Genomic DNA, 21,293 nt, shown 5'->3' on the forward strand with positions numbered 1-21,293 from the left:
TGGACCCGCTCCTGTCACGACGGCGCCGCCCGCGGCCCCCGGCCGCGGGCGGCGCCCGTGTCCGCCCTCCCCCTTCCGGGGAGGACGGTCAGTCCCCGGCGGACTCCGCGGCGGCCTTGAGCCGCTCCAGGGTCAGCTCGATGCTCCGCCCGTTCCTGGCCGGCATCCCCGCCAGGACGTAGAACGCCGGAAACCCCCGGGAGTAGTCGAAGGTCTCGGTGACCCGGGTACCTCCCCCGGGCAGTTCCCGCAGCTCGTACCGCCAGCGGTGCGGGCCGAAGTGCCGCCAGGCGATGAGGCGGCCCTCCTCGTACTCCACCACCCGGTTGGTCATCCGGTATCCGACACCGAACATCTTCATGTCCATAACGAACTCGCTGCCCCGCTCCAGCCGCTCCGGGCCGAAGAGGTTGGCGTGCACGGTCCCCGAACCGTCGAACTCGGAGTGCCGCACCGGTGCCGCGATGATGTCGAAGATCCGTTCGGCGGGGGCGTCCACCACGACGCTCCGCGCAACCTTGTGTCTTGCCATGAGCGCATCATGTCACCGGACGCATGACCCGCCCCGGGCGCCCCGTCCCCTCGCTCTCAGGCGCGGATCGTGTGCCGCTCCACCGCCGCCAGCTCCCCGCTCAGAGAGGCCACGTGCACCACCCAGAAGGAGCCCTTGCGCAGCCCCAGCTGCTGGGTGAACGGCGCGTCCAGCTGGGTGAGCGCCTCGGCCATCAGGTGCGGTACCAGCTCGCCGTGCGTGCACACCACCGTCGGCCGTCCCTCGGCCAGGATGTCCGCGAACGCCTTCCTGGCCTCCTCCGCGCCGTGGGCGGACTCCCTGCCCGCCGGGGAGGAGCCTGCGGAGGGCTGGTGGACCGTGAACGCCCGCTCGGTGCGCGTCTGCGCCTCGAACTCCACCGTGTACGGCAGCACCGACTCGGTGCACCGCGCCGCCGCCGACGTCACCACCCGGGGCCGCCCGTAGGCGCTCAGCAGCCGGGACAGGGCCACGGCGTCGGTGCGGCCGGCCCCGTCCAGCGGGCGCAGCAGGTCCTCGCCTTCCCAGGTGCGCTTCTCCCCCGCCGAGAGGTGCCGCAGCAGGACGACGGGGAAGGTGGTGGCGGGACCGGCCAGGAAGTTGTCGACCACCTGCACGTCGTGGTCGTAGGTGAGCCGGTCGCGGGCCTCCTCCGCGCGCACCCACTCGACCAGTTCGACCTCCTCGTTGGGCGGGTAGTCGATCCCCGTGCCGGGGTCGGCGGGCGTGGCCGCCCACCACTCCACCTGCTTGGGCCACCCGTCCTTGAGGTAGCGCTGCGGTGGGAGCCTGCGGCCCAGCACGGGGGTCATACCGGTCTCCTCCCGGACCTCCCGGACCGCGCCGACGATGGGGTGCTCGCGGTTCTTGAGCTTGCCCTTGGGCAGGGTCCAGTCCCCCCGGTCGGGCCTGCGGATGAGGACGATCTCGGTGCCGCCCGCGCCCTCGCGCCACAGCAGGGCGCCGCCCGCGCGGATGGGTTCGAGGTAGCCCCCGACCGCCGTCCGGCGCGGGACGCCGCCGCCCACTCCCTCGACCGAGCCCTCGACGTCTCCCGCGTGTCCCATGGTGTTCATCCGCCTTCCACTACTCGCAGGTGCCGGTCTCCGCGCAGACTGTCCTGCAGGTCGGTGAGTGGTCGGCCGTCGGATCCGTGGGTGGCGCGGGTCCAGGTTCCGTCGGGCTCCAGCCGCCAGGAGGAGGTGGTGTCGGCCATCGCCAGGTCCATGAGGCGGACCAGGCGCCGGCACTGTTCCGCATCGACCACGCGCACCAGTGCCTCGACCCGGCGGTCCAGGTTGCGGGGCATCAGGTCCGCGCTGCCGATCCACACCCGGGGTCGCCAACCACCCGAGAAGACGAAGATACGCGAATGCTCCAGGAAACGGCCGAGAATGCTGCGCACCCGGATGTTCTCGGAGAGCCCGGGCACCCCGGCGCGCAGGACGCAGCTGCCGCGCACCCACAGGTCGACGCTGACCCCGGCCTGTGAGGCCCGGTAGAGGGCGTCGATGATCTCCTCGTCGACCAGGGAGTTGACCTTGATGCGGATGCGCGCGGGCTCGCCCTTGCGGCTGTTGTCGATCTCGGCGGCGATCTGTTCGAGCAGCCCCTCGCGCAGGGCGGCGGGGGCGACGAGCAGGCGCCGGTAGTGCTTCCTGCGGGAGAACCCGGTGAGGCTGTTGAACAGGTCGTTGACGTCCTCGCCCACCTCGGGGTCGGCGCTGAACAGGCCGAGGTCCTCGTACATGCGGGCGGTACTCGGGTTGTAGTTGCCGGTGCCCACGTGGCAGTAGCGGCGCAGCAGACCGTCGTCGTCCCGGCGGATGACCATGGAGAGCTTGCAGTGGGTCTTGAGGCCGACGACGCCGTAGACGACGTGGCAGCCCGCCTCCTCCAGCTTGCGCGCCCACTGGATGTTGTTCTGCTCGTCGAAGCGGGCCTTGATCTCGACCAGGACCACGACCTCCTTGCCCTCGCGGGCGGCCTCGATGAGGGACTCCACGATGGGCGAGTCCCCGCTGGTCCGGTACAGGGTCTGCTTGATCGCCACGACGTCGGGGTCGGTGGCGGCCAGGGCCAGGAAGCGCTCGGTGGTGGTGGCGAAGGACTCGTAGGGGTGGTGGACGAGGACCTCGCCCTCGCGGACGGCGGCGAACAGGTCGCCGGGGGCCAGGGCGTGGGGTTCGACGGGGATCATGGGCGGGTAGCGCAGTTCGGGCCGGTCGGAGTCGGCGATCTGGGCCAGTCCCGCGAGGTTGAGCGGACCGGGGACCCGGTAGGTCTCCCCCTCCTCCGCGCCGAGCGCACGCGCGAGGATGGCGAGCGCCCCGTCGCTGATGTCCTGTTCGACCTCCAGACGCACGAGCGGGCCGAAACGGCGGCGCAGCAGCTCGTTCTCCAGGGAGGTGACGAGGTCGTCGGTCTCGTCCTCGTCGACCTCCAGGTCGGCGTTGCGGGTGACGCGGAACGCGTGGTGCTCCAGGACCCGCATGCCCTCGAAGAGCCGGGGCAGGTGGGCGGCGACGATGTCCTCCACGGGGACGAACCGGCCGCTGCCCCGGTCGCCGGTCTCGATGAAGCGGGGCAGGGAGCTGGGGATCTTGACGCGGGCGAACATGCTGCGGCCGTCGAGCGGGTCCTGGACGGCGACCGCGAGGTTGAGCGAGCGGCCCGAGACGTAGGGGAAGGGGTGCGCGGAGTCGACCGCGAAGGGGGTCACCAGCGGGTAGACCGAGCGCCGGAAGTAGTCGTGCAGGTCCTCGCGCTCGTCGCTCTCCAGGTCGCTCCAGCGCACGATGCGGATCCCGGCCTCGCGCAGGGCGGGCGCGACGCTGTCCTGGAAGCAGGCGCTCTGGCGGAGCATGAGCTCGTGGGTGAACCGGGAGATGCGTTCGAGCAGCGCGCGGGGGTGGTGCCCGCTGGAGGAGGCGACGGACAGGCCGGTGGCCAGACGCCGTTTGAGCCCGGCGACGCGGACCATGAAGAACTCGTCCAGGTTGCTGGAGAAGATCGCCAGGAATCGGGCCCGCTCCAGGAGGGGGACGTCCTCGTCCTCGGCGAGTTCGAGGACACGCTGGTTGAAGCGGAGCCATCCCTCCTCGCGGTCCATGAACCTGTCGGCGGGAAGCCCGGGGGGTCTGGTGGCGGTGCCCGTCGGCGTTGGCGCTGATTCCGTGCTCACAATGGGCAGACTCCCTCTTTTCCATGACCTCCCGGTGACACCCCCGTGAGGGGAAGATGACCGCGACACGACCGCTGCGAACCTTCTCCGCTCACGCGCCGTCCGTGCCGGGGTGTCCCCGGCGTGCGCAACGGTCCGGTCTCGGGGTGACGGCGGCCTCGGAGCCGTCAGCCGACTCCGATCTGCAGGTCGGGCGGCATGATCATCAGGAACACCCCGACACGCATGGACACCTGGAGCCAGGTGTTGCGGAAGCACGCCCACAGGTAGCCGTAGAGCAGGCTGGCCGTGGCGTAGGTCAGCAGGGCGAGACCGGTGTTGTACACCAGGTCGTTCCCCGGCAGTTGGGAGACCGCGTCGTAGGGCTGGATGACCGCGTAGGTGACCGCGAAGATCACCGAGGTCGCCACGATCCCGCCCCAGCGGCCCATCTGGATCTCCAGGCGGCTCTGCACCATCCCGCGGAAGAAGATCTCCTCGCACACGGCGATCACGGTGAAGGCCAGCACGAATCCCAGCAGGGGGAAGGAGGGCTCCGGCAGCCCGCTGTAGGGGATGAGCAGGTAGCCGAGGAGGCCCAGCGCGACCCCGACCGGGAGCAGCCCGGCCCAGCGCCAGGGCTCGGACACCTTCAGCGCGATCGCGGGCATGTCGGTGCCCTTGCCGTCCACTGTGACCCCCGAACGGTCCATGATCAGCAGCGGCAGGGTGAACAGGAACAGAAGTCTGGACACCAGCGAGGCGGACATGGCCAGGTCCGCGCCGATCTGCGCTCCGAAGGTGCGAAAGAGCAGTGACAGCGCCGCCATGGACAGCACGAAGCAGACGAGGAGCAGCGCCAGCCAGGCCATCTCGCGGTTGAGGGGGTGGCCGTCCATCGCCCGGACGACCCTGCGGTCCAACTGCTCACGGGCACCGAATCCCCAGGTCAGGGCCCACGCCAGGATCCCGCCGATCAGCATCGGGGACCAGGAGACCATGAGGAGGATCAGGGAGTCGCCCAGGACGTCGGCGCGCAGCGCGGGGTGCGAGAGCATCGGCACCGCGATGAGCAGGACGGCGAGCACCGCCCACCCGGCGAGCCCCCATCTTCGCGCCATGGTCACAAGAGTCCCCCCTGTCTCAGAACTCTCATTCTGCCCAAGGGGAAACTAAAAGCTACTTAATGACTACGGTATGTCGCCACTCGTCTCGTCATGCCCGGTCAGGACACGGCTCGGGGCCGCTCCCGGATCCGGGAGCGGCCCCGTGCACCTGGACCGGTCGGGCCCTCAGTGCCCCTTTTCCAGGACCGAGCTGAGGAAGGACCTGGTCCGCTCCTCCTTGGGGTCGCCGAAGATCTGCTCCGGGGAGCCCTCCTCGGCGATCCGGCCCTGGTCGAACATGAGCACCCGGTGCGACACGTCCCGCGCGAAGCCCATCTCGTGGGTCACGCACAGCATCGTGATGTCCGTGGTCTCGGCGACCTCGCGCAGTACGTCGAGGACGCCGGCCACCAGCTCCGGGTCCAGGGCCGAGGTGACCTCGTCCAGCAGCAGGATCTCCGGCTGCATGGCCAGCGCACGGGCGATCGCCACGCGCTGCTGCTGCCCGCCGGAGAGCTGGGTGGGGTGGGCGTCGATCTTCTCGCCGAGCCCGACCAGGTCCAGCAGCTCCTCCGCCCGGGCGTTGGCCTCGCCCTTCGGGGTGCCCAGCACGTGCACGGGCGCCTCGGTGATGTTCTGCCGGACGGTCATGTTCGGGAACAGGTTGAACTGCTGGAAGACCATCCCGATGCGCTTGCGGCGCTCGCGCAGGTAGCCCTCGCTGGCCTGGGTCAGCTGGCCCCCGCCGCGGCGCATGTGGCTGAACGGTTCGTCGCCCACCCAGATGACGCCCTCGGTGACCTTCTCCAGGGTCATCAGCAGGCGCAGGATCGTGGTCTTGCCCGAACCGCTCGGGCCGATGAGGGTGACCCGCTCGCCGGGGGCGACGGAGAAGTTCAGGTGGTCCAGCACGGTGAGGTCGCCGAAGCGCTTCACCACGTCGTCGAAGACGATCAGGGGCTGGCCCTGGGATTGGCCCCCGACACCCTGGGGTTCTTCGTTCTGTCGGGTATCAGACGGCGGCATAGCGTCGCTCCAGTCGTCGGAGGAGGATGGCGGACGGGATGCTCACGAGGAGGAACAGGAACCCCACCACGGTGTAGACCTCGACGACACGGAAGCTCGCGCTGCCGATCTGCTGGGCCTCGGTGAGCAGCTCGCCGACACCGATCGCGATGAGCAGCGGCGTGTCCTTGAACGTCGCGATGAGGTAGTTGCCCAGGGCGGGGATGACCTTGCGGATCGCCTGCGGCAGCACGATGGCCCCCCACGTGCGGCGGGCGGGCAGGCTCAGCGCCCGGGCCGCCTCCCACTGCCCCTTGGCCACGCCCTCGATACCCGAGCGGTAGACCTCGGCGGTGTAGGCCGCGTAGTGCACGCCGATGACGACGATGCCCACGGTCATCGGGGAGATGTAGGCCGGGGCCAGGAGGAAGACGAACACCACCTGGATGAGCAGCGGGGTCGTACGGACGAACTCCATGGCCGCGTGCAGGACGGCGCCGACGAACGGCGCCCTGCGGACGATGGCGATCAACAGGCCCAGGACCAGCGCGATGAGGTAACCGAGGACGGTGATCTGGACGGTCACCGCCAGGCCGTCCATCAGGTCGGGCAGGATCTGGAGGGTCCACTGGAAGTCCCACATCAGGAGATCCCTCCCGCGGTACCGCTACCGACCGGCGTGGACTGGGCGAGGCTCTTCAGGCCTTTGCCGCGCGGCACTGCGCGGCCCAGCTTCCGGTTGGCGCGGCGTTCGAGCAGGCGCATGCCGAAGATGAGGGCATGCGCGATCAGGTAGTAGAGGACGAAGGCGCCGAGGAAGGCGATCACCGTCTCGCCCGTGGACTCGCGCATGTTCTGTGCGACGGCCGTCAGGTCGGTCACACCGATGAGGTAGACCACCGCGGTGGCCTTCATCAGCTCGATGATGAGGTTGCCGAACGTGGGCAGCATCTGGGCCCACGCCTGGGGCAGGACGACGAGGCGCATCCGCTGGAACCAGGAGAAGTTCAGCGCGACCGTCGCCTCGACCTGCGCCTTGGCCACGGCGTTGATGGACGACCGCACGACCTCGGCTCCGTAGGCCCCCACGTTGAGGCCCAGGGCGAGGATCGCGGCGAATCTGTCGTCCAGTTGGTATCCGCTCAGCTGCGGCAGGGCGAACGCCATCCAGAACATCAGCACCAGGGCGGCGATGCCCCGGAACACCTCCACGTAGACCGTGGAGACGGCCCGGGGCAGCCAGTGCCGAATCGTCCCGATGATCCCGAAGACCATGGCCAGGACGAAGGCCAGTGCACCGCCGCCGATGGTGAGCTGGATGGTGACCCATGCGCCGTCAAGGTAGAGCGGTAGTCGCTGGATCAGGAAGTCCACTGCGGGTTCATCCCTCGCAGAGTTCGGCTGTGGTCATGTCGTCGGGCAGGTCGGCCTCGGTGAAGCCCCACTCCTCGCCCAGCTCCAGGAGGCGTCCGCTCTCCTTGAACTCGGCGATCACGCGGTTCATCTCCTCCAGCAGCTCGGTGTCCCCCTGCCGGACGCACAGGCCGCCCCAGCCCTTCTCCTCCTGGCCGTCGATCTCGGGGAAGAAGGGCTCGGTGACCTCGAAGGGGCCGCCCCGGTCCTGGAGGAGGTACTCGTGGGACACGCTCAGCATGGACATCGCGTCGACGCGCCCCGACTGCAGCAGCTCGTAGCCGGCGGTCTGGTTGGGGATCAGCTTCTGCTGGTCCTCGGGCACCTCGAAGTAGTTGGCGTAGGTCTGCTCGACCGAGCCGTTGAGGACCGCGACCCGAAGATCGGGGTTCTCGGCGAAGTCCGTGAAGTGCTGGATGTTCTCCGGGTTGCCCTCCTTGACCATGAAGGCCTCGGGGGAGGTGGCGGTGGGCTCGGTGAAGGCGACCTGCCCACAGCGCTCGGGGGTGATGAACATACCTGCGGCGATGACGTCGAAACGGTTCGCCTTCAGGCCCGGGATCAGTCCGTCCCAGTTCACGGAGGAGGCCTGGATCTCGGGGACGCCCAGCTCCTCGAAGACCGCCTTGGCCACGGCGGGGGACTGCCCGGCGGGGTTGCCGGAGTCGTCGACGAAGCCGAAGGGGATCTCGTTGGCGAGGCCGACCGCCACGAAGCCCTGCTCGCGCAGGCGCTCCAGGGTCGAGGTGCCCTCGCCCTCCTCTCCTCCTCCGCCGCCGTCGACCCGGCTGCAGGCGGCGAGACCGACGGTGGCCAGTCCCACCCCGCCCAGGCGGAGTGCGTCTCGGCGGCCCCAGGTTCCTCGGCGTACAGCTGGTACCTGCTTCTTCACGACTGCTCCTCGAAAAGACTCGGGGGGAGCGGCGCGCTCGCCCGAGGGGGCGACTGCGCCGCGCATGCGGATGGTGGGACGCCTGGTGTGGGCGGGCCGCGGCCCGCTGTACCGCGACTGGGCCGCCGTCCGGTGCAGGGGCACGGCGGCCTGGTACGGGGTTCTCTCTCCCCCGGGCGTGCTCACCAGTAACGAGACCCGTTTAGTCCGTTATGCACTGGTTATGCACGTGCGCTCCCCGGGTGATCGGTCCTTCGCCCTGCTCAGGGCGGGTCACCTGTGCTTTGTGACCCTGAGTCCGATGCCCCGTCACCCTGGGGCGCCTCCCCCGTGAACGCGCCGTGGGCGAGGTCTCGCGACCTCGCCCACGGTGTGTTCGTCCTGCTCACTTCACTCGCTCATCGAAGGCCCCGGAGGGGACGCCAGCGGCGTGTTCCCCCGTCGTCCGGGTGCCCCGGGGACGGGAGCCCACCCCCCGGCGGTTCCCGTCACGAGTCCGGGCCTCAGGCCTGGGTCGAGTCGTCGTCCTCGACGATGAGCGGGTAGACGCCGTTCTCGTCGTGGACCTCGCGCCCGGTGACGGGCGGATTGAACACGCACAGCACACGGAAGTCCGTCTTGGGGCGGACGGTGTGCTTCTCGTGACCGTTGAGCAGGTAGAGGGTGCCCGGGGTGATGATGTGCTTCTCCCCGGTCTCCTCGTTGGTCAGCTCGGCCTCGCCCTCGATGCAGTGCACGAGCTCGATGTGGTTGGCGTACCACATGCTCGTCTCCGTACCGGCGTACAGGACGGTCTCGTGGAAGGAGAAGCCGACCTTGTCCTTCGCGAGGACGATCCGCCGGCTGCGCCAGGTCTCCGTCTTGATGTCGGCGTCGGTGTCGTTGACGTCGTCCAGGCTGCGAACGATCACTGGTTGTCTCCTAACGCGCTCTGCTGCGCCTTTCGGTGGTGGTGCGACACGGGGCGGGGCCGGACGACGTCCCGAGGGTCGCCGCCCGGCCCCGCACCGTGTGGTGTGGAACTTCCACGCAGGAGGTTCCTAGGCGGGCTGTGCCCCCTTGACCGCGGCACGGGCCGCGTCAGCCATGATGTCAAGCCCGGCCGTCAGCTCCTCCTCGCTCGCCGTCAGCGGCGGCAGGAGTTTGGCGACCTCGTCCTCGGGACCGGAGGTCTCCAGGAGCAGGCCGCGGTCGAAGGACTCGGCGGCGACCTTCTTGGCGATGCCGGCCTCCTCGAAGGCCAGGCCCCGGGCCAGGCCGCGGCCGCGCACGTGCGCGCCGAACTCGGCGTGCTCGGCGGCCATCTCGGCCAGGCGCGCGGCGACCATGTCGCCCTTGGCCTTGACACTGTCGGCGAACGAGGCGTCGCTCCAGAAGCGGCGCAGCGCCTCGGAACCGGTGACCATGGCCGGGTTGAACCCGCGGAAGGTGCCGTTGTGCTCGCCCGGCTCCCACACGTCCAGCTCGCGCTTGAACAGCGTGAGGGCCATGGGCAGGCCGTAGCCGCTGATGGACTTGGACAGGGTGACGATGTCCGGGGTGATCCCGGCTTCCTCGAAGCTGAAGAAGTCGCCGGTGCGGCCGCAGCCCATCTGGATGTCGTCGACGATCAGCAGGATCCCGTAGTCGCGGCACAGCTCCGAGAGCTCGCGCAGCCACTGGGCGCTGGCGGCGTTGATGCCGCCCTCACCCTGGACCGTCTCGACGATGACGGCGGCGGGCTTGTCCAGGCCGCTGCCGCTGTCGTCCAGCAGGCTGCGCAGCCACAGGAAGTCCGGCGTCTTGCCGTCCAGGTAGTTGTCGAACGGCATCGTGGCGACGTGGCCCAGCGGCACGCCCGCGCCACCGCGCTTCATCGAGTTGCCGGTGACGGCCAGGGCGCCCAGGGTCATGCCGTGGAAGCCGTTGGTGAAGTTGACGATGGTCTCGCGACCGGTGTACTTGCGGGCCAGCTTCAGGGCGGCCTCGACCGCGTTGTTGCCCGCGGGGCCGGGGAACTGGACCTTGTAGTCCAGGTTCCGCGGTTTGAGGATGACCTCCTCGAAGGTTTTCAGGAACTCGCGTTTGGCCACGCTGTAGGCGTCGAGGCTGTGGACGATCTTGTCGTCGGTCAGGTACTCGATGAGCGAGGTCTTCAGCTCCGGGTTGTTGTGCCCGTAGTTGAGCGAACCCGCTCCCGCGAAGAAGTCGAGGTAGGGCTTACCGGTCTCGTCGTAGACATGGCTTCCGACGGCCCTGTCGAACACGACCGGCCAGTTCCGGCAGTATCCGCGGACTTCGGACTCCAGGCGCTGGAAGGTCTCCATGGTGTGTTCCTTGGTTCCTTTCCCCAGGTTCGTGGGCTCATGGCTTGGACGATGGGGTGGGTGGGTGGATCCGGTGCGGATGGTCGGTCACACTTCCGGCTCGGGACTGAGCGGGCCGATGCGTACGAGGTCCTCGGGATCGTGGGGGGTCTCGTCCTCCGCGGGGAAGTGTTCCCCGCCGAAGAGCGGACTCCACACGGCTTCGGCTCCCCGGTCCCGCGCGAACGAGGCGAACAGGGCTCGGGAGGCGGTGTTGTCGGCGGTGACGGTCGCTTCGAGGTAGCGCAGGCCACGCTCGGTGATCCGGTCGCCGATGAAGTCGAGCATCCGGCGGGCGAGCCGCTGTCCGCGGAACGCGGAGTCCACGGCCACCTGCCAGAGGAAGTACGTGTCAGGGCTGTCCGGCCGCACGAAGCCGGTGACGTAGGCCGCGACACGGCCCTCGTCATCGCGGGCGACGACGCTGGTCGCGGCGAAGTCCCGGCACCAGAGCGCGTAGGCGTACGGGGAGTTGACATCCATGCCCGTCTCCCCCGCCAGCCGCCACATGTGCGGTCCGTCCTCCGGGGACGGGTGCGACAGGCGCACGCCTCCACGGCCCGCGGCTCCTGGTGTCTCGGAGCCCGTGGCCCCGGCGTCAGTGCGGTCGCGTGCTTGGAGGTTCGTTCGTAGATGTGGCACGTCGATCGAACTTAGCGAACGAATACCAATGAGGTTTCAGGGAGGCTCCGTGTAGATGTTTAGGCGCGCTCTCATCGGGTAGGACTCGTTCATTTAGCAGTGCCTGGTTGCTCTGACCAGGGCCTTCACCCGGAACTCCGGAAGGGTCCGCCGACGCGTTCACGCCCCGTCTATCAGGGGGTTTCGCGTCAGGATCGCGAGCGGACCGCACGGGCCGCCGACGCGGGCCGTGCCGCGCCCGCCATGTGAGGTCGACAACCGTCAGGGTCAAACATAGAGCCTCAACAGGCAATATTAAGCGTGCGTTAAGTCACATTGATTCGGTGGAAACCTCGCGACATAACGCCACCGGGGGTCGTGCCTCACGCCACACGGTACGCCCGGGGGTGCCGGGAGGCCCTCCGCAACGCCGCCGGGCGGGAGGATCCGGCGGTTCGGCGCGGCCCGGAAGCCGCCTGTGCACGACCCTCGGCGCGCGGCCGCCGGCACTGCCGGACCCGGGCCCGCGGCGGGACACAGGGACCCGCTACCCGGGACGTCCTTGAGAAATCACGGGTTTTCCAGCAGACTTCGCGTAGTACTACACAAGGTCGTACTACACTTGGTCGCATCGCTGCGCCGCGATTCCCGGGCCGACCGCCCGTGGACGGCGGGGCGAGGGAGTTCCTGACCCCGCCGTGAGAGCACGGTGCGGGCCACTGACCAGGGATCACAGCCACGGATCGGAGGCGCCCGTGAACCGCCTGTACCACGAGAGCGAGGACTGGGTCGAGCAGGGAAACTGCCGCTCGTACGACCCGGAGATCTTCTTCCCGGTGAGCAGCACCGGGATCGGGCGCGCCGACACCGAGCAGGCCGTCGCCGTCTGCCGCAGCTGTACTGTTCGCCAAGAGTGCCTGCGGTGGGCCCTGCGGGCCGGAGAGGCCCACGGAGTCTGGGGGGGCACCACCCCCGAGCAGCGCCGCTACATGCGGCGCGAGCTGGTTCCGGCCGGCCAGAGCTGAGCAGGGGCGCCCGGGGGGCCACCGGCGGCGCGGGGGACCGCGTCCGGTGGCCCCCGCCCTCCACACCCGGCCCGACCCCGCCCGAGGGAGGCGCCATGACGCGGACGAGCGCCGCCCCGGACCGCCGGGCCGGTCCGGTCGGCCCGTGCCGTACGCGGCCGTCGGCCTCCCGATGCCTTGCGGCCCCGTGGGGCACGGCCTAGGTTCTTTCTCGTGCGACCCGCTCACGGCACGCTCCGCCTCCTGCGCACGGCGCTCCTCGCCGCTGCGTGCACGGGGCTTGCCTGGAGCGGCCACAACGTGTGGGCCGCGTCCCCGGCCTCACTCGGCGGATTCGCGGCCGCGACCGCGGCCCTGTTCCCCCTGCTGTGGTACTTCACCCGCGCGATGCGCGGCTTCGGCGACATCTTCGCCGTCATGGCCTCCGCCCAGGTCCTGCTGCACCTGATCCTCCAGGGATCGGCCGAGCCCCTGCCCGGGATGCTCGGCACCGGCGCGGGCCACGCCGGACACGGCCTGCCCGCCCACGCCCTCGGCCTCGCGCCGGGCATGCTGCTCGCGCACCTGTGGGCCGCCCTGCTGGCCTCCGCCCTGCTCGCCCACGGCGAGGCGGCCCTGTGGTTCCTGACCGCCCTGCTCTGCCGCGCGCTGCCCTCGCTGCGCGTTCCCGGCCTCGCGTTCGCCTCACCCGTACGGGTGTCCTGTGCCGCCGCCTTGGCGGCGCCCTCCCCCGTCGTGCTCTCGGCGCACGGCCCCCGCGGTCCTCCGGGCCCCCAGGACGCCTCCGCGTGAACCGGCCGAACCGGTCGGAGGGCGCGGCGGCGGAAGACCCGGGCACCCCGAGCGCAGGCGCGGGGGAAGACGGCCCGGCCCGTATCCCCACCCCGAGGTCCGCACCCGCGCGGGCGACCGCGCACGGCCCGGCCGTGCGCAGGCCTCGTGCGCGGGTCCGTACCGCACCGAACGCTGAGAGAAGACATGACCACCAGCCACAGCATCCCCGCCCACGACGACGCGGCCCCCTCCCGCGCGCTGCCGCGCGCGGCCGCGCTCCTGCTGGCCCCGCTCGCCGCGGCCGCCCTGGCGCTCACTCCCTCCCCGGCCCTGGCCCACGACGCCCTGACCGACTCCAGTCCCGAGGACGGCCAGACCCTGGACAGCGTCCCCGAGGAGGTCGTGCTGACCTTCAGCAACGCCCCGATGGAGGGCGGCAGCGGCAGTGCCGTCGTCGTGACGGGACCGGACGAGGAGACCACCTACGAGGAGGGCGAGCTGACCTTCGACGGCACGGACGTGTCCGTGGAGCTGAGCACGCTGGACCAGGCCGGCGAGTACACGATCGGCTTCCGCGTGGTCTCCTCCGACGGGCACCCGATCCAGGACACCCTGACGTTCTCGGTGACCGAGGAGGCCGTCGCCGCGGCGGCCCCGGAGTCCGCTCCCGAGGAGACCGGGGCCCAGGCCGCGGAGGAGCCCGCGGACGGGCCCGCCGGGGAGGCGGACGAGGAGGCGCCCGCGGACGGGGCCGCGGGCGAGGAGTCCGACGGGGATGGTGTGTCGACCGCCGCGCTGGCGGTGCTGGCCGTCGTCGCCGTCGGCGGTGTCGCCGCGGTCGTGCTCGTGGCCGTGCGCATGCGCAACCGCCCCGGCGCGGGCGCCGACCAGAAGTAGGGGACGTCGGCGGCCGGCGACGGCCGAGGGGCCCGTACGGCGTTCCCGGTTCGAGGGGACGGTGTACGGGCCCCCTGTGTACGGCGCCCCGACGGGGAGGCGGTTTCCGTGGACGGGATCGGCGGAGCCTGTGGGAAGGGCGCGGAGGCGGTGAAGGACGTGCGGGGGACGGGGGCGTGTGATCCGTGGGGGCGGAAGCGGGGGGCGGGCGGGGGGCGTTCGTCGAAGGCGGGGTCAGACGCGGCGGGCCAGCAGAATACTGATGTTGTCCTTGCCGCCCGCCTCCATGGCGGCCTGCCACAGGGCGTGCACGGCGGCCTCGTCACTGCCCGCCTCGGCGATCATCCGCTCCATCTCCTCGGGCAGGACCAGGTCGGACAGGCCGTCGCTGCACATGAGCCAGGCGCTGGGGTCGGCCGCGTCGTCCCGGCCCACGTGGGGAACCATCGTGCCGCCCGAGCTGCCGCCCAGGGACTGGGTGATGAAGTTCGTGGTGACCGGGCGGCCGTCCTCGGACGGCGGCAGGGCCGGTGAGTCGTCCTCGGAGAGTTGCCTCAGGCGGCGCCCCTCCAGGCGGTAGGTCCGGGAGTCGCCGACGTTGAACCAGAAGTTCCCGTCGTTGTTGAGCAGGACGCCCGCGACCGTGGTCCCCATCCCGGAGAACTCGGTGTGCTGCGTGGCGTGGTCCTTGATCTCCTCGTCGATGTTGCTCAGCAGCTGCGAGATCTCCTCGACGCCGTCCAGGCGCGGCCCCATCTCGGCCATGCGGTGCACGGCGTGCTCCGAGGCGATCTCTCCCGCGGCCTGGCCGCCGATCCCGTCGGCGACCGCCAGGATGACGGGCTCGCTCACCGGGAGCACGCAGCGCACCGGCGAGGTCATGTTCGCACTGGCGACGGTCAGGGCACCCATGACGACGGCGTCCTCGTTGGCGGGACGGATAGCGCCCCGGTGCGTGAGGGCCGTGACAATGACTTCCCCACCAGCGACACCCATACGCCCTTCCTCCCGTTTCCTCGGCCGTGGCCGGTCGCCCGGCGCCCCGCGCCAGACCTTGATCGAGTCCCGTTCAACGTCTGGATTCTGTCACCGTACCGAGCCACCGCCGGACTGGGTCAAAATCCGCGTACATCATGGCGGAAAACACCCGGATATGCAGTTCCCTCCCGGGTTCCCACCGCCAGAAGTGTCGTGGCGTGCGGGCTCACGGTGCACGTTGTGCCGCCTGGTGTTCCGGTCCGACAGTAGCGGCGGCGCAGCGCTCCCGACAGGGGCCGTGCGCCGACACGGCGAAGTCGCAGCCCAGAGGCGTCGGAACGGAGTTACGGTCTGCCCTGAAACCCCCCTTTGTCCGTGGTGTGGGATCGTCCGCGCGTTGTCGAGGACGTGGGCCGTCTGGCAGAATGGAGCCCGTTGGGTGTCTAAGACGCAGACACACACGACCCGCCCCGTGCGCCCTCTCCGGCTGTCCACGGTGGCCCAGTCTTCCTCGACCGGTCGTTTGGTGTGATCTCCCGTGCGTCTGCCCTTCTCTCCCTCTCCTCCGCTCCACAGCCGCCGTATGCGCCACGCGCACACGGCTCCCAGTGCTGCCGAGCGGCCTCCTCCGGCGGGTCGCCCCACGGCATCCCGTGCCCCCTCCCCCTGACCCCGCCCCCCACCTCATCAAGCGCCACGTGTCGCGTGCCGCTCCCGGGATCTCCGGGGAGCAGGCGCGCCGACCCCAAGTCCCGCCCGGGGGAGATTCCGATTCCCCGCTCCGGAGTCACCTCGGGCCCGCCTACGACGGACACCGGTCGAAACCGTGTCCAAGGAGTGCAGCCCAGTGAAGATCGCCATGATCGCCGAACACGCCAACCCCCTCCCCGCCCACAGGGGAGAGCCCTCCTGCCCCGCGAGCCTGCACGTGTGCGCGCTGTCCCGGCAGCTCGCCAAGCGCGGGCACCGCGTGACGGTCTACGTCCGCCGCAGCGACCCCGACCAGCCCGACGGCCGCACCCGCATGGCGCGCGGCGTCTCCGTCATCCACCTGGACGCCGGTCCGGCCCGGCCGATGCCCGCCGACAGGCACGCCGAGCACACCGGCGCCTTCGGCACCGCCCTCGCCTCCGCCCTGGACGAGGACGCGCCCGACGTCCTGCACGCCATCGGCTGGACCAGCGGCCTGGCCGCCCTGCACGCCCAGGCGCACAGCGAGAGCGACCAGAGCGGCACGCCCATCGTCCAGGCCTTCCACTCCCTCAACGCCAGCGAGCAGCGCAGCGGCCTCGCCCACCAGCCCGAGCGCGCCCGCATGGAGACGATCCTGGCCTCCCGCGCCGACCACGTCCTGGTCAACTCCACCGACCAGCAGGGCGAACTGGCACGCCTGGGCGTGCCCCGCCACCACGTGAGCGTGGTGCCCTTCGGCGTGGACCCCGAGCACTTCAGCGTGGAGGGCAGCTCCTCCACCGAGCACTGGAACTCCCGGCGCGAGGAGCGCGCCCGCCTGGTCTCGGTCACCTCCCTGACCGAGTCCGGAGGCGCCGACCGCCTCGTGGAGGCCATGACCCGCCTGCCCGAGGCCGAGCTGCTGCTCGTCTCCACCACCGAGGGCATGGACGTCGCCCTCGACGAGAACGCCCGCCGGGTCGAGCTCCTGGCCAAGGAGGCCGGGGTGAACGACCGCGTCCACCTGACCGGGCCGATCGAGCGCAAGGAGCTGCCCCGCCTGCTGCGGTCGGCGGACGTGTACGTGTCCGCCGCCTCCTACGACCCCTACGGAGGGGCCGTGCTGGAGGCCATGGCCTGCGGCCTGCCCGTGGTGGCCACCGCCACCGGCGCGATCCCCGGGGCCGTCCTGCACCGCACCAGCGGTGTGCTGATGCGCTTCGGCCGTCCCGACGAGGTCGCGCGCTCGGTGCGCGCGGTCCTCAACACGCCCACCATGAGCACCGCCTACGGCATCGCCGCGGTGGACCGGGCCCGCTCCCGGTTCACGTGGCAGAGGATCGCCGTCGAGACGGAGCTCGCCTACAAGCGGTCCCACCCGCAGCAGACCGAGCGCGAGGACGCGGACGAGGACGAGGTGGACGGCCTGCTGCTGTCCGGGACCTCGCGCTGAACCGTGCCCGTATCCACCCCGCACCCGTACCGCCGGTCCCCCGGAGTCCCTCCCGGGGGGCCGGGCCGGGTACGCAGACCCCGGCGCTCGGGCGCCGGACGGCCGACCCCGAGCGCGGACACCACGAACCGATGACCTTCGAACACCAGGGCCTGCTCTTCCACCGCGAGCAGCAGTTCCACGAGGTGGCCCGGGAGCGGTTGCGGTCGGCCGTACGCGAAAACGCCCACGCGGTGCTCGCGGTCACCGGGGAGCGGGCCGCGGCGCTCACCGGCGCACTGTCGCCGGCCGAGCGCGAGCGGGTGCACGTCCTCGACCGGGACGGGCTCTACGACGCTCCCGGGCGCGCCCTGGCGGCCCTGCACCGCCTGGCGCTCACCCACGCCCCCGTTCCGGTGGTCGTCGTGGCCGAGCCCCCGCTGCCCTCGGCCTCCGAGACGGAGCTACGCGAGTGGCACCGCCTGGAGTCGGTGCTGTGCACGGCGCTGGCACCGCAGCGGATGCGGCTGCTGTGCGTCCACGACACCCGGAACCTGGCCCCCCGGACGCGGTCCGCGGTGATCTCCACCCACCCGGTGCTCACCGGTCCCCTGGGAGCCCGGTCCAACCCCGCCTACCTGGGTACGGCGGCGTTCGGCGCCAGGCCGGTCGCCCCGGATCCGCTTCCGGTCACCGGGCCCGTCCACCGGCTGGAGATCGGGCCGTCCCTGCCGCGGCTGCGCGGTGAGCTGGCGGCGCTCGGCGAGGACGTGGGGTTCCCGCCCGACCGGGTCGACAGCCTGGTGGTGGCGGTGAACGAGCTGGCCGCCAACGTGGTGGAGCACGGCGCGGGCAAGGGCACCGTGCAGCTCTGGCGCGCTCCCGGGCGCTGGGTGTGCGACGTGTTCGACGAGCGCGGGGGGCTCAGCGACCCCCTGGCCGGGTACCGGCCGGCCGACGGCGTGCGCCCGCGCGGGTACGGCCTGTGGATCACCCGGCAGACCTGCGACTTCCTGGAGATCAGCGGAACCGGCGAGGGGTCGCTGGTACGGCTGCACTTCGTGGACCGGGCACGCGCGGCCGGTCCCGCCGCGGAGGCGGGGGCGCGGGCCCCGCTCAGCTCCTGAGGGAGTCCACCGCGGCGCCGGTGCTCTCCGCGATCGGGATGACCTGGTCGATCCCGGCGATCACGAACAGGCGGTTGACCTGCTGCTGGGGTTCGGCGACCACCAGGCCCACACCCAGGTCGCGGGCCTGCCGGTAGGCGGAGACGAGCACCCCGATACAGCGGGAGTCGCAGAAGCCGACCTTGGTGAGGTCGACCACCACGCCCCGGGGCAGGTCGGCGGCCAGGACGCCGTCGAGTACGTCGGCCAGAGCGGGAGAGGTCACCGCGTCCATCTCCCCCACGGGGGTGACGACGACGACACCGTCCTCGCGAAGGATCGAGATGTCTGACGTCACGGTCGCTTCTCCTTGTCGTTCCGGGACGGACCCGAGTCCTCATCATGGCGCTTTTCGATCACGCTCGGGACTCATCGCCCGGTGCTGCCCGGTCGTTCACCGGCCGTCCGTACCGGTGCGGCGCGTCCGCGGCTGCGGCCCGGTGTTCTCCTCCACGAGGTCGCGGGCCACCTCGACCACCCTCTTGCGGTTGCGCTGGGCGACCTCGCGCAGCGCGGCGAAGGCGGTGTCCGCGTCGCAGCCCCGGGCGTGCATGATGATGCCCTTGGCCTGGTCGATCACCGTACGCGCCGACATGGCCCTGCGCATGTGGGCGGTCTCCCTCGCCGCGTCCGCCTGGCGCCCCGCGCTGTGGAGCGACACCGCGGTGTGCTCGGCGAGCAGGGCCGTCAGGGGCGCGACGACGTCCTCGTCGAAGGCGTCCGCGCGGCCGGAGTGCACCCCGAAGGTGATCACGCGGTCGTCGCCCTCGCCGGGCATCGGGCTGGGCAGGGTGACGGAGGAGCGGTCGCCGCACTGGACCGCCATGCTGGTGTAGCGGGGCCACCGGTGGGACTCGCGCAGGATGTCGCCCACCCGCACCTGGCGCATCTCGCGGACGGCCTCCACGGTGGGGCCCTGGTCGCTGGTGTACTGGTGCTCGAAGGCGGCGGAGAGGTCCGCGTGGGAGGCGCCGTAGTCGGTGACGACGTGCCGGACGGATCCGTCGGGCCCCCCGACCTCCCGCCAGACCACGACGAGCGCGGCCGAGCAGCCGGGCACGCCCAGGGCCGCGGCTCTGCTCATCTGGTCGAGGGCGCGCTCCAGAGTGGTGCCGTCCTCCTGTCCCAGCGCGCCGATGTCGCGGGCCAGGCGCTCGATCCACACGATCCGGCCTCCTTTACGCGTCCGGGCTCCCACTAACCGTAACCTTGGGAGACCCCGGTGGCGGACATCCGTTAGCTTCGGGGAGGACGCCATCCACGACGGGAGACCTGCGCGTGTCGGAGAACCTCGCGGGGCTGCAGCGCGAGACCACCGCCCTGAGCGAACGCATCGCCGCCCTGCGCAACACGCACACCATGTATCCCGACGACGCCCGGAGCACCGCGGAGGCCGCCCTGGCCGAACTGGAGTACGCCGAGCGCCTGCTGGGCGACGCCGGGGGTCAACTGGCACGGGCCCACGCCGGTCCGGGGCCGCGCCGCCAGGGCGACGACAGCGACCGGACCCTGCTGCGCGCGATGTTCCAGGAGCTGAGCGTCCCCGTCGTGCTGCTGGACCACGAGGGCTACATCCGGCGGATCAACAACGCCGGGGCCGCCCGGCTGGGCAGCGCGCCGGGCTACCTCACCGGCAAGCCCTTCGCCCACTTCGTGGACCTGCGCAAGCGCGCGGCGATGCAGTCCTGGCTGGCGGCGGTGCTGCGCGGCGACGGCAGCGCGGCGCTGGAGTCGCGGCTGGCACAGCGCGGCTGGGCCGAGGACGTGCACCTGACGCTGACCCGCCTGGACCTGCCCACCGAGCCCAACCCGCTGGTTCTCGTGGCGATGTCGCCGCCGATGAGCGGCGCCGAGGAGGAGGGCCCCGCCCCGCTGGAGCCGGAGGTGGAGGACCAGGTGGTGGTGCTGGCCGCCCGCAGGCTGGACGTGCTGACCCGGATGACGCGGCTGCTGCTGCGCTCGGCCGGGCCCGGGGGCGCCGGGAGGCCGCTCGCGCTGGCCGACGCCGCCGACCTCCTGGCCGACTCCTACGCCGACTGGGTGATCGTGGACGTGTGCGACCTGCCCACCGGCCCCGACGCGGCGCGGCGCGCCGTGGTCGCCGGCCCCGCCGACGCACCCGGGGAGCACCGGGACGCGGTGGCCTCGGCGGCGCCCGGCGCCTCCGACATCCCCGGCGAGGTGCTGGACCGCGGCCAGTCGCTGCTGTTCCCGCTGATCGAGGACGACGCCGTGCTGGGCCGCGCCGGGTCGGGTGCGCCGCTGCTCTCGATGCTCGGCGCGGGCTCGCTCTTGTCGGTCCCCCTGCGCGGCAGCCGGGGCGTGCGCGGCGCGCTCACCCTGATCCGCCGCAGCAACCGGGGCAGCTTCCGCCTGGCCGACCTGGGCCTGATCGAGGAGATCGGCGAGCACATCGGCCTGGCGCTGCCGCCCCGCCCGTCGGCCTGAGCGGTGCTTTCTTCGGGAGTTCCGATTCGCTTCAGTCCGTGTTCGGGCACCCTCAGGGCGAGAACCTTCGGCACCTCCGACGGGTTGGCTCGTTCCTCGCGAACCCGCCTACGGCACCTCCAGAACCCCGCCGGCGCCCGAACGACACCCCCTCGGGTCCCGTACGCCCGTCACGGTCCGGGTGGTTACTGGGGTCCGTGCAGGGTGTCCACCAGGGTGGTCAGCCGGGACACCGAGCTGTCCATGCGGCGCACGCCGTCCACCAGCGGCTGGTCCGCGTCCTGGTAGTTGGCCACGATGTGCTCGCGCAACTGGGTCAGGTCGGCCTGCACCTGGCGGGCGCGCTGCGCCAGCTGCTCGGCCAGGACCTTGCCGGGCTCCCCGGTCTCCTGCCCCAGGTCCCGCTGGAGGGTGCGGGCCTGCTCGCGCATCTGCGCCTTGAGCTGGTGCAGTTCCACGAACACCTCGACCTTGGAGCGCAGCACCCAGGGGTCGAACGGCTTGAGCAGGAAGTCCACCGCGCGCGAGGCGTAGCCGCGGAAGACCTGGTGCCGGTCGATCTCCTGGGCGGTCAGGAAGATGATCGGCACGTCCTTGGTCTTCTCGCGCTGCTTGATGTGCGCGGCGGTCTCGAAGCCGTCCATCCCCGGCATGACCACGTCGAGCAGGATGACCGCGAAATCCGTGCCCAGAAGGTGCTTGAGCGCCTCCTCACCCGAGTTGGCCCGGACCAGGTTCTGGTCCAGGGAGGTGAGTGCGGCCTCCAGCGCGATCAGGTTCTCGTCACGGTCGTCGACGAGAAGGATGTTGGCCTTCTGGGTCAC

General features: G+C 71.2%; 21 protein-coding genes. 6 read left to right on the forward strand and 15 right to left on the reverse strand.

Annotated elements, in window-relative coordinates; genetic code table 11:
• Positions 1 to 88: 88 nt before the first annotated feature.
• From A6A08_RS00065 to ectA, 11 genes are all read right to left on the reverse strand, one after another.
• Complete coding sequence (locus A6A08_RS00065) at positions 89 to 532, reverse strand: SRPBCC family protein (protein WP_073700433.1); 444 nt, start codon at positions 530 to 532, stop codon at positions 89 to 91.
• 56 nt (positions 533 to 588) lie between these two features.
• Complete coding sequence (locus A6A08_RS00070) at positions 589 to 1,599, reverse strand: NUDIX hydrolase (protein WP_073701019.1); 1,011 nt, start codon at positions 1,597 to 1,599, stop codon at positions 589 to 591.
• Between the two features lie 5 nt (positions 1,600 to 1,604).
• Positions 1,605 to 3,716 carry an RNA degradosome polyphosphate kinase gene (locus tag A6A08_RS00075; RefSeq protein ID WP_073700434.1) on the reverse strand — a complete coding sequence of 704 codons (2,112 nt, stop codon included), beginning with the start codon at positions 3,714 to 3,716 and terminating at the stop codon, positions 1,605 to 1,607.
• Positions 3,717 to 3,883: 167 nt separating this feature from the next.
• Positions 3,884 to 4,816 carry a CPBP family intramembrane glutamic endopeptidase gene (locus tag A6A08_RS00080; protein ID WP_073701020.1) on the reverse strand — a complete coding sequence of 311 codons (933 nt, stop codon included), beginning with the start codon at positions 4,814 to 4,816 and terminating at the stop codon, positions 3,884 to 3,886.
• 171 nt (positions 4,817 to 4,987) lie between these two features.
• Entirely contained in the window at positions 4,988 to 5,827 is an 840-nt protein-coding gene (gene ehuA, locus A6A08_RS00085) for an ectoine/hydroxyectoine ABC transporter ATP-binding protein EhuA (protein ID WP_073700435.1), read from the reverse strand.
• Positions 5,814 to 6,452 carry an ectoine/hydroxyectoine ABC transporter permease subunit EhuD gene (ehuD, locus tag A6A08_RS00090; RefSeq protein WP_073700436.1) on the reverse strand — a complete coding sequence of 213 codons (639 nt, stop codon included), beginning with the start codon at positions 6,450 to 6,452 and terminating at the stop codon, positions 5,814 to 5,816. Before ehuD ends, ehuA begins: the two co-directional genes overlap by 14 nt.
• Positions 6,449 to 7,180, reverse strand: coding sequence for an ectoine/hydroxyectoine ABC transporter permease subunit EhuC (ehuC, locus tag A6A08_RS00095; RefSeq protein ID WP_073700437.1), 732 nt, complete (start codon positions 7,178 to 7,180; stop codon positions 6,449 to 6,451). Before ehuC ends, ehuD begins: the two co-directional genes overlap by 4 nt.
• A 7-nt stretch (positions 7,181 to 7,187) precedes the next feature.
• Positions 7,188 to 8,042, reverse strand: coding sequence for an ectoine/hydroxyectoine ABC transporter substrate-binding protein EhuB (gene ehuB, locus A6A08_RS00100; RefSeq protein ID WP_073700438.1), 855 nt, complete (start codon positions 8,040 to 8,042; stop codon positions 7,188 to 7,190).
• 572 nt (positions 8,043 to 8,614) lie between these two features.
• Entirely contained in the window at positions 8,615 to 9,022 is a 408-nt protein-coding gene (locus A6A08_RS00105) for an ectoine synthase (RefSeq protein ID WP_073700439.1), read from the reverse strand.
• A gap of 129 nt (positions 9,023 to 9,151) precedes the next feature.
• Positions 9,152 to 10,417: a diaminobutyrate--2-oxoglutarate transaminase gene (gene ectB, locus A6A08_RS00110; protein WP_073700440.1), complete on the reverse strand. Its 1,266-nt coding sequence runs from the start codon at positions 10,415 to 10,417 to the stop codon at positions 9,152 to 9,154.
• Positions 10,418 to 10,504: 87 nt separating this feature from the next.
• Positions 10,505 to 11,005, reverse strand: a complete 501-nt coding sequence (ectA, locus tag A6A08_RS00115) for a diaminobutyrate acetyltransferase (RefSeq protein WP_083608694.1) — start codon at positions 11,003 to 11,005, stop codon at positions 10,505 to 10,507.
• An 827-nt stretch (positions 11,006 to 11,832) separates the two neighbouring features.
• Between ectA and A6A08_RS00120 the strand changes: the two genes are divergently transcribed.
• From A6A08_RS00120 to A6A08_RS28090, 3 genes are all read left to right on the forward strand, one after another.
• Entirely contained in the window at positions 11,833 to 12,102 is a 270-nt protein-coding gene (locus A6A08_RS00120) for a WhiB family transcriptional regulator (protein ID WP_073700442.1), read from the forward strand.
• 213 nt (positions 12,103 to 12,315) lie between these two features.
• Positions 12,316 to 12,894 (forward strand): copper resistance protein, encoded by a 579-nt coding sequence (locus A6A08_RS28085; protein ID WP_073700443.1) that lies wholly within the window; start codon positions 12,316 to 12,318, stop codon positions 12,892 to 12,894.
• Positions 12,895 to 13,080: 186 nt separating this feature from the next.
• Positions 13,081 to 13,773: a copper resistance CopC family protein gene (locus tag A6A08_RS28090; protein WP_073700444.1), complete on the forward strand. Its 693-nt coding sequence runs from the start codon at positions 13,081 to 13,083 to the stop codon at positions 13,771 to 13,773.
• Positions 13,774 to 14,007: 234 nt separating this feature from the next.
• On the opposite strand, the gene A6A08_RS00135 is transcribed toward A6A08_RS28090, so the two are convergent.
• The gene (locus A6A08_RS00135) at positions 14,008 to 14,769 is read right to left on the reverse strand and encodes a PP2C family serine/threonine-protein phosphatase (protein ID WP_073700445.1); all 762 of its coding nucleotides are present in this window, start codon (positions 14,767 to 14,769) and stop codon (positions 14,008 to 14,010) included.
• 829 nt (positions 14,770 to 15,598) lie between these two features.
• Here A6A08_RS00135 and A6A08_RS00140 point away from each other — a divergent pair.
• Entirely contained in the window at positions 15,599 to 16,876 is a 1,278-nt protein-coding gene (locus tag A6A08_RS00140; protein ID WP_073700446.1) for a glycosyltransferase, read from the forward strand.
• A gap of 131 nt (positions 16,877 to 17,007) precedes the next feature.
• Positions 17,008 to 17,982, forward strand: coding sequence for an anti-sigma factor RsbA family regulatory protein (locus A6A08_RS00145; protein ID WP_073700447.1), 975 nt, complete (start codon positions 17,008 to 17,010; stop codon positions 17,980 to 17,982).
• Here the strand turns inward: A6A08_RS00145 and A6A08_RS00150 are convergent.
• Both A6A08_RS00150 and A6A08_RS00155 read right to left on the reverse strand, forming a co-directional pair.
• Entirely contained in the window at positions 17,972 to 18,319 is a 348-nt protein-coding gene (locus tag A6A08_RS00150) for an STAS domain-containing protein (RefSeq protein ID WP_073700448.1), read from the reverse strand. The genes A6A08_RS00145 and A6A08_RS00150 overlap by 11 nt on opposite strands.
• Positions 18,320 to 18,415: 96 nt before the next feature.
• On the reverse strand, positions 18,416 to 19,186 hold the full coding sequence (locus tag A6A08_RS00155; protein WP_073700449.1) for an ANTAR domain-containing response regulator: 771 nt from the start codon (positions 19,184 to 19,186) through the stop codon (positions 18,416 to 18,418).
• A 113-nt stretch (positions 19,187 to 19,299) separates the two neighbouring features.
• Between A6A08_RS00155 and A6A08_RS00160 the strand changes: the two genes are divergently transcribed.
• Complete coding sequence (locus tag A6A08_RS00160; protein ID WP_073700450.1) at positions 19,300 to 20,469, forward strand: GAF domain-containing protein; 1,170 nt, start codon at positions 19,300 to 19,302, stop codon at positions 20,467 to 20,469.
• Positions 20,470 to 20,654: 185 nt separating this feature from the next.
• Here A6A08_RS00160 and A6A08_RS00165 read toward each other — a convergent pair whose 3' ends face one another.
• A complete protein-coding gene (locus tag A6A08_RS00165; RefSeq protein ID WP_073700451.1) occupies positions 20,655 to 21,293 on the reverse strand; it encodes a two-component system response regulator in 639 nt (212 codons plus the stop codon).

The organism is Nocardiopsis sp. TSRI0078, from assembly GCF_001905145.1.
Lineage (GTDB): Bacteria > Actinomycetota > Actinomycetes > Streptosporangiales > Streptosporangiaceae > Nocardiopsis.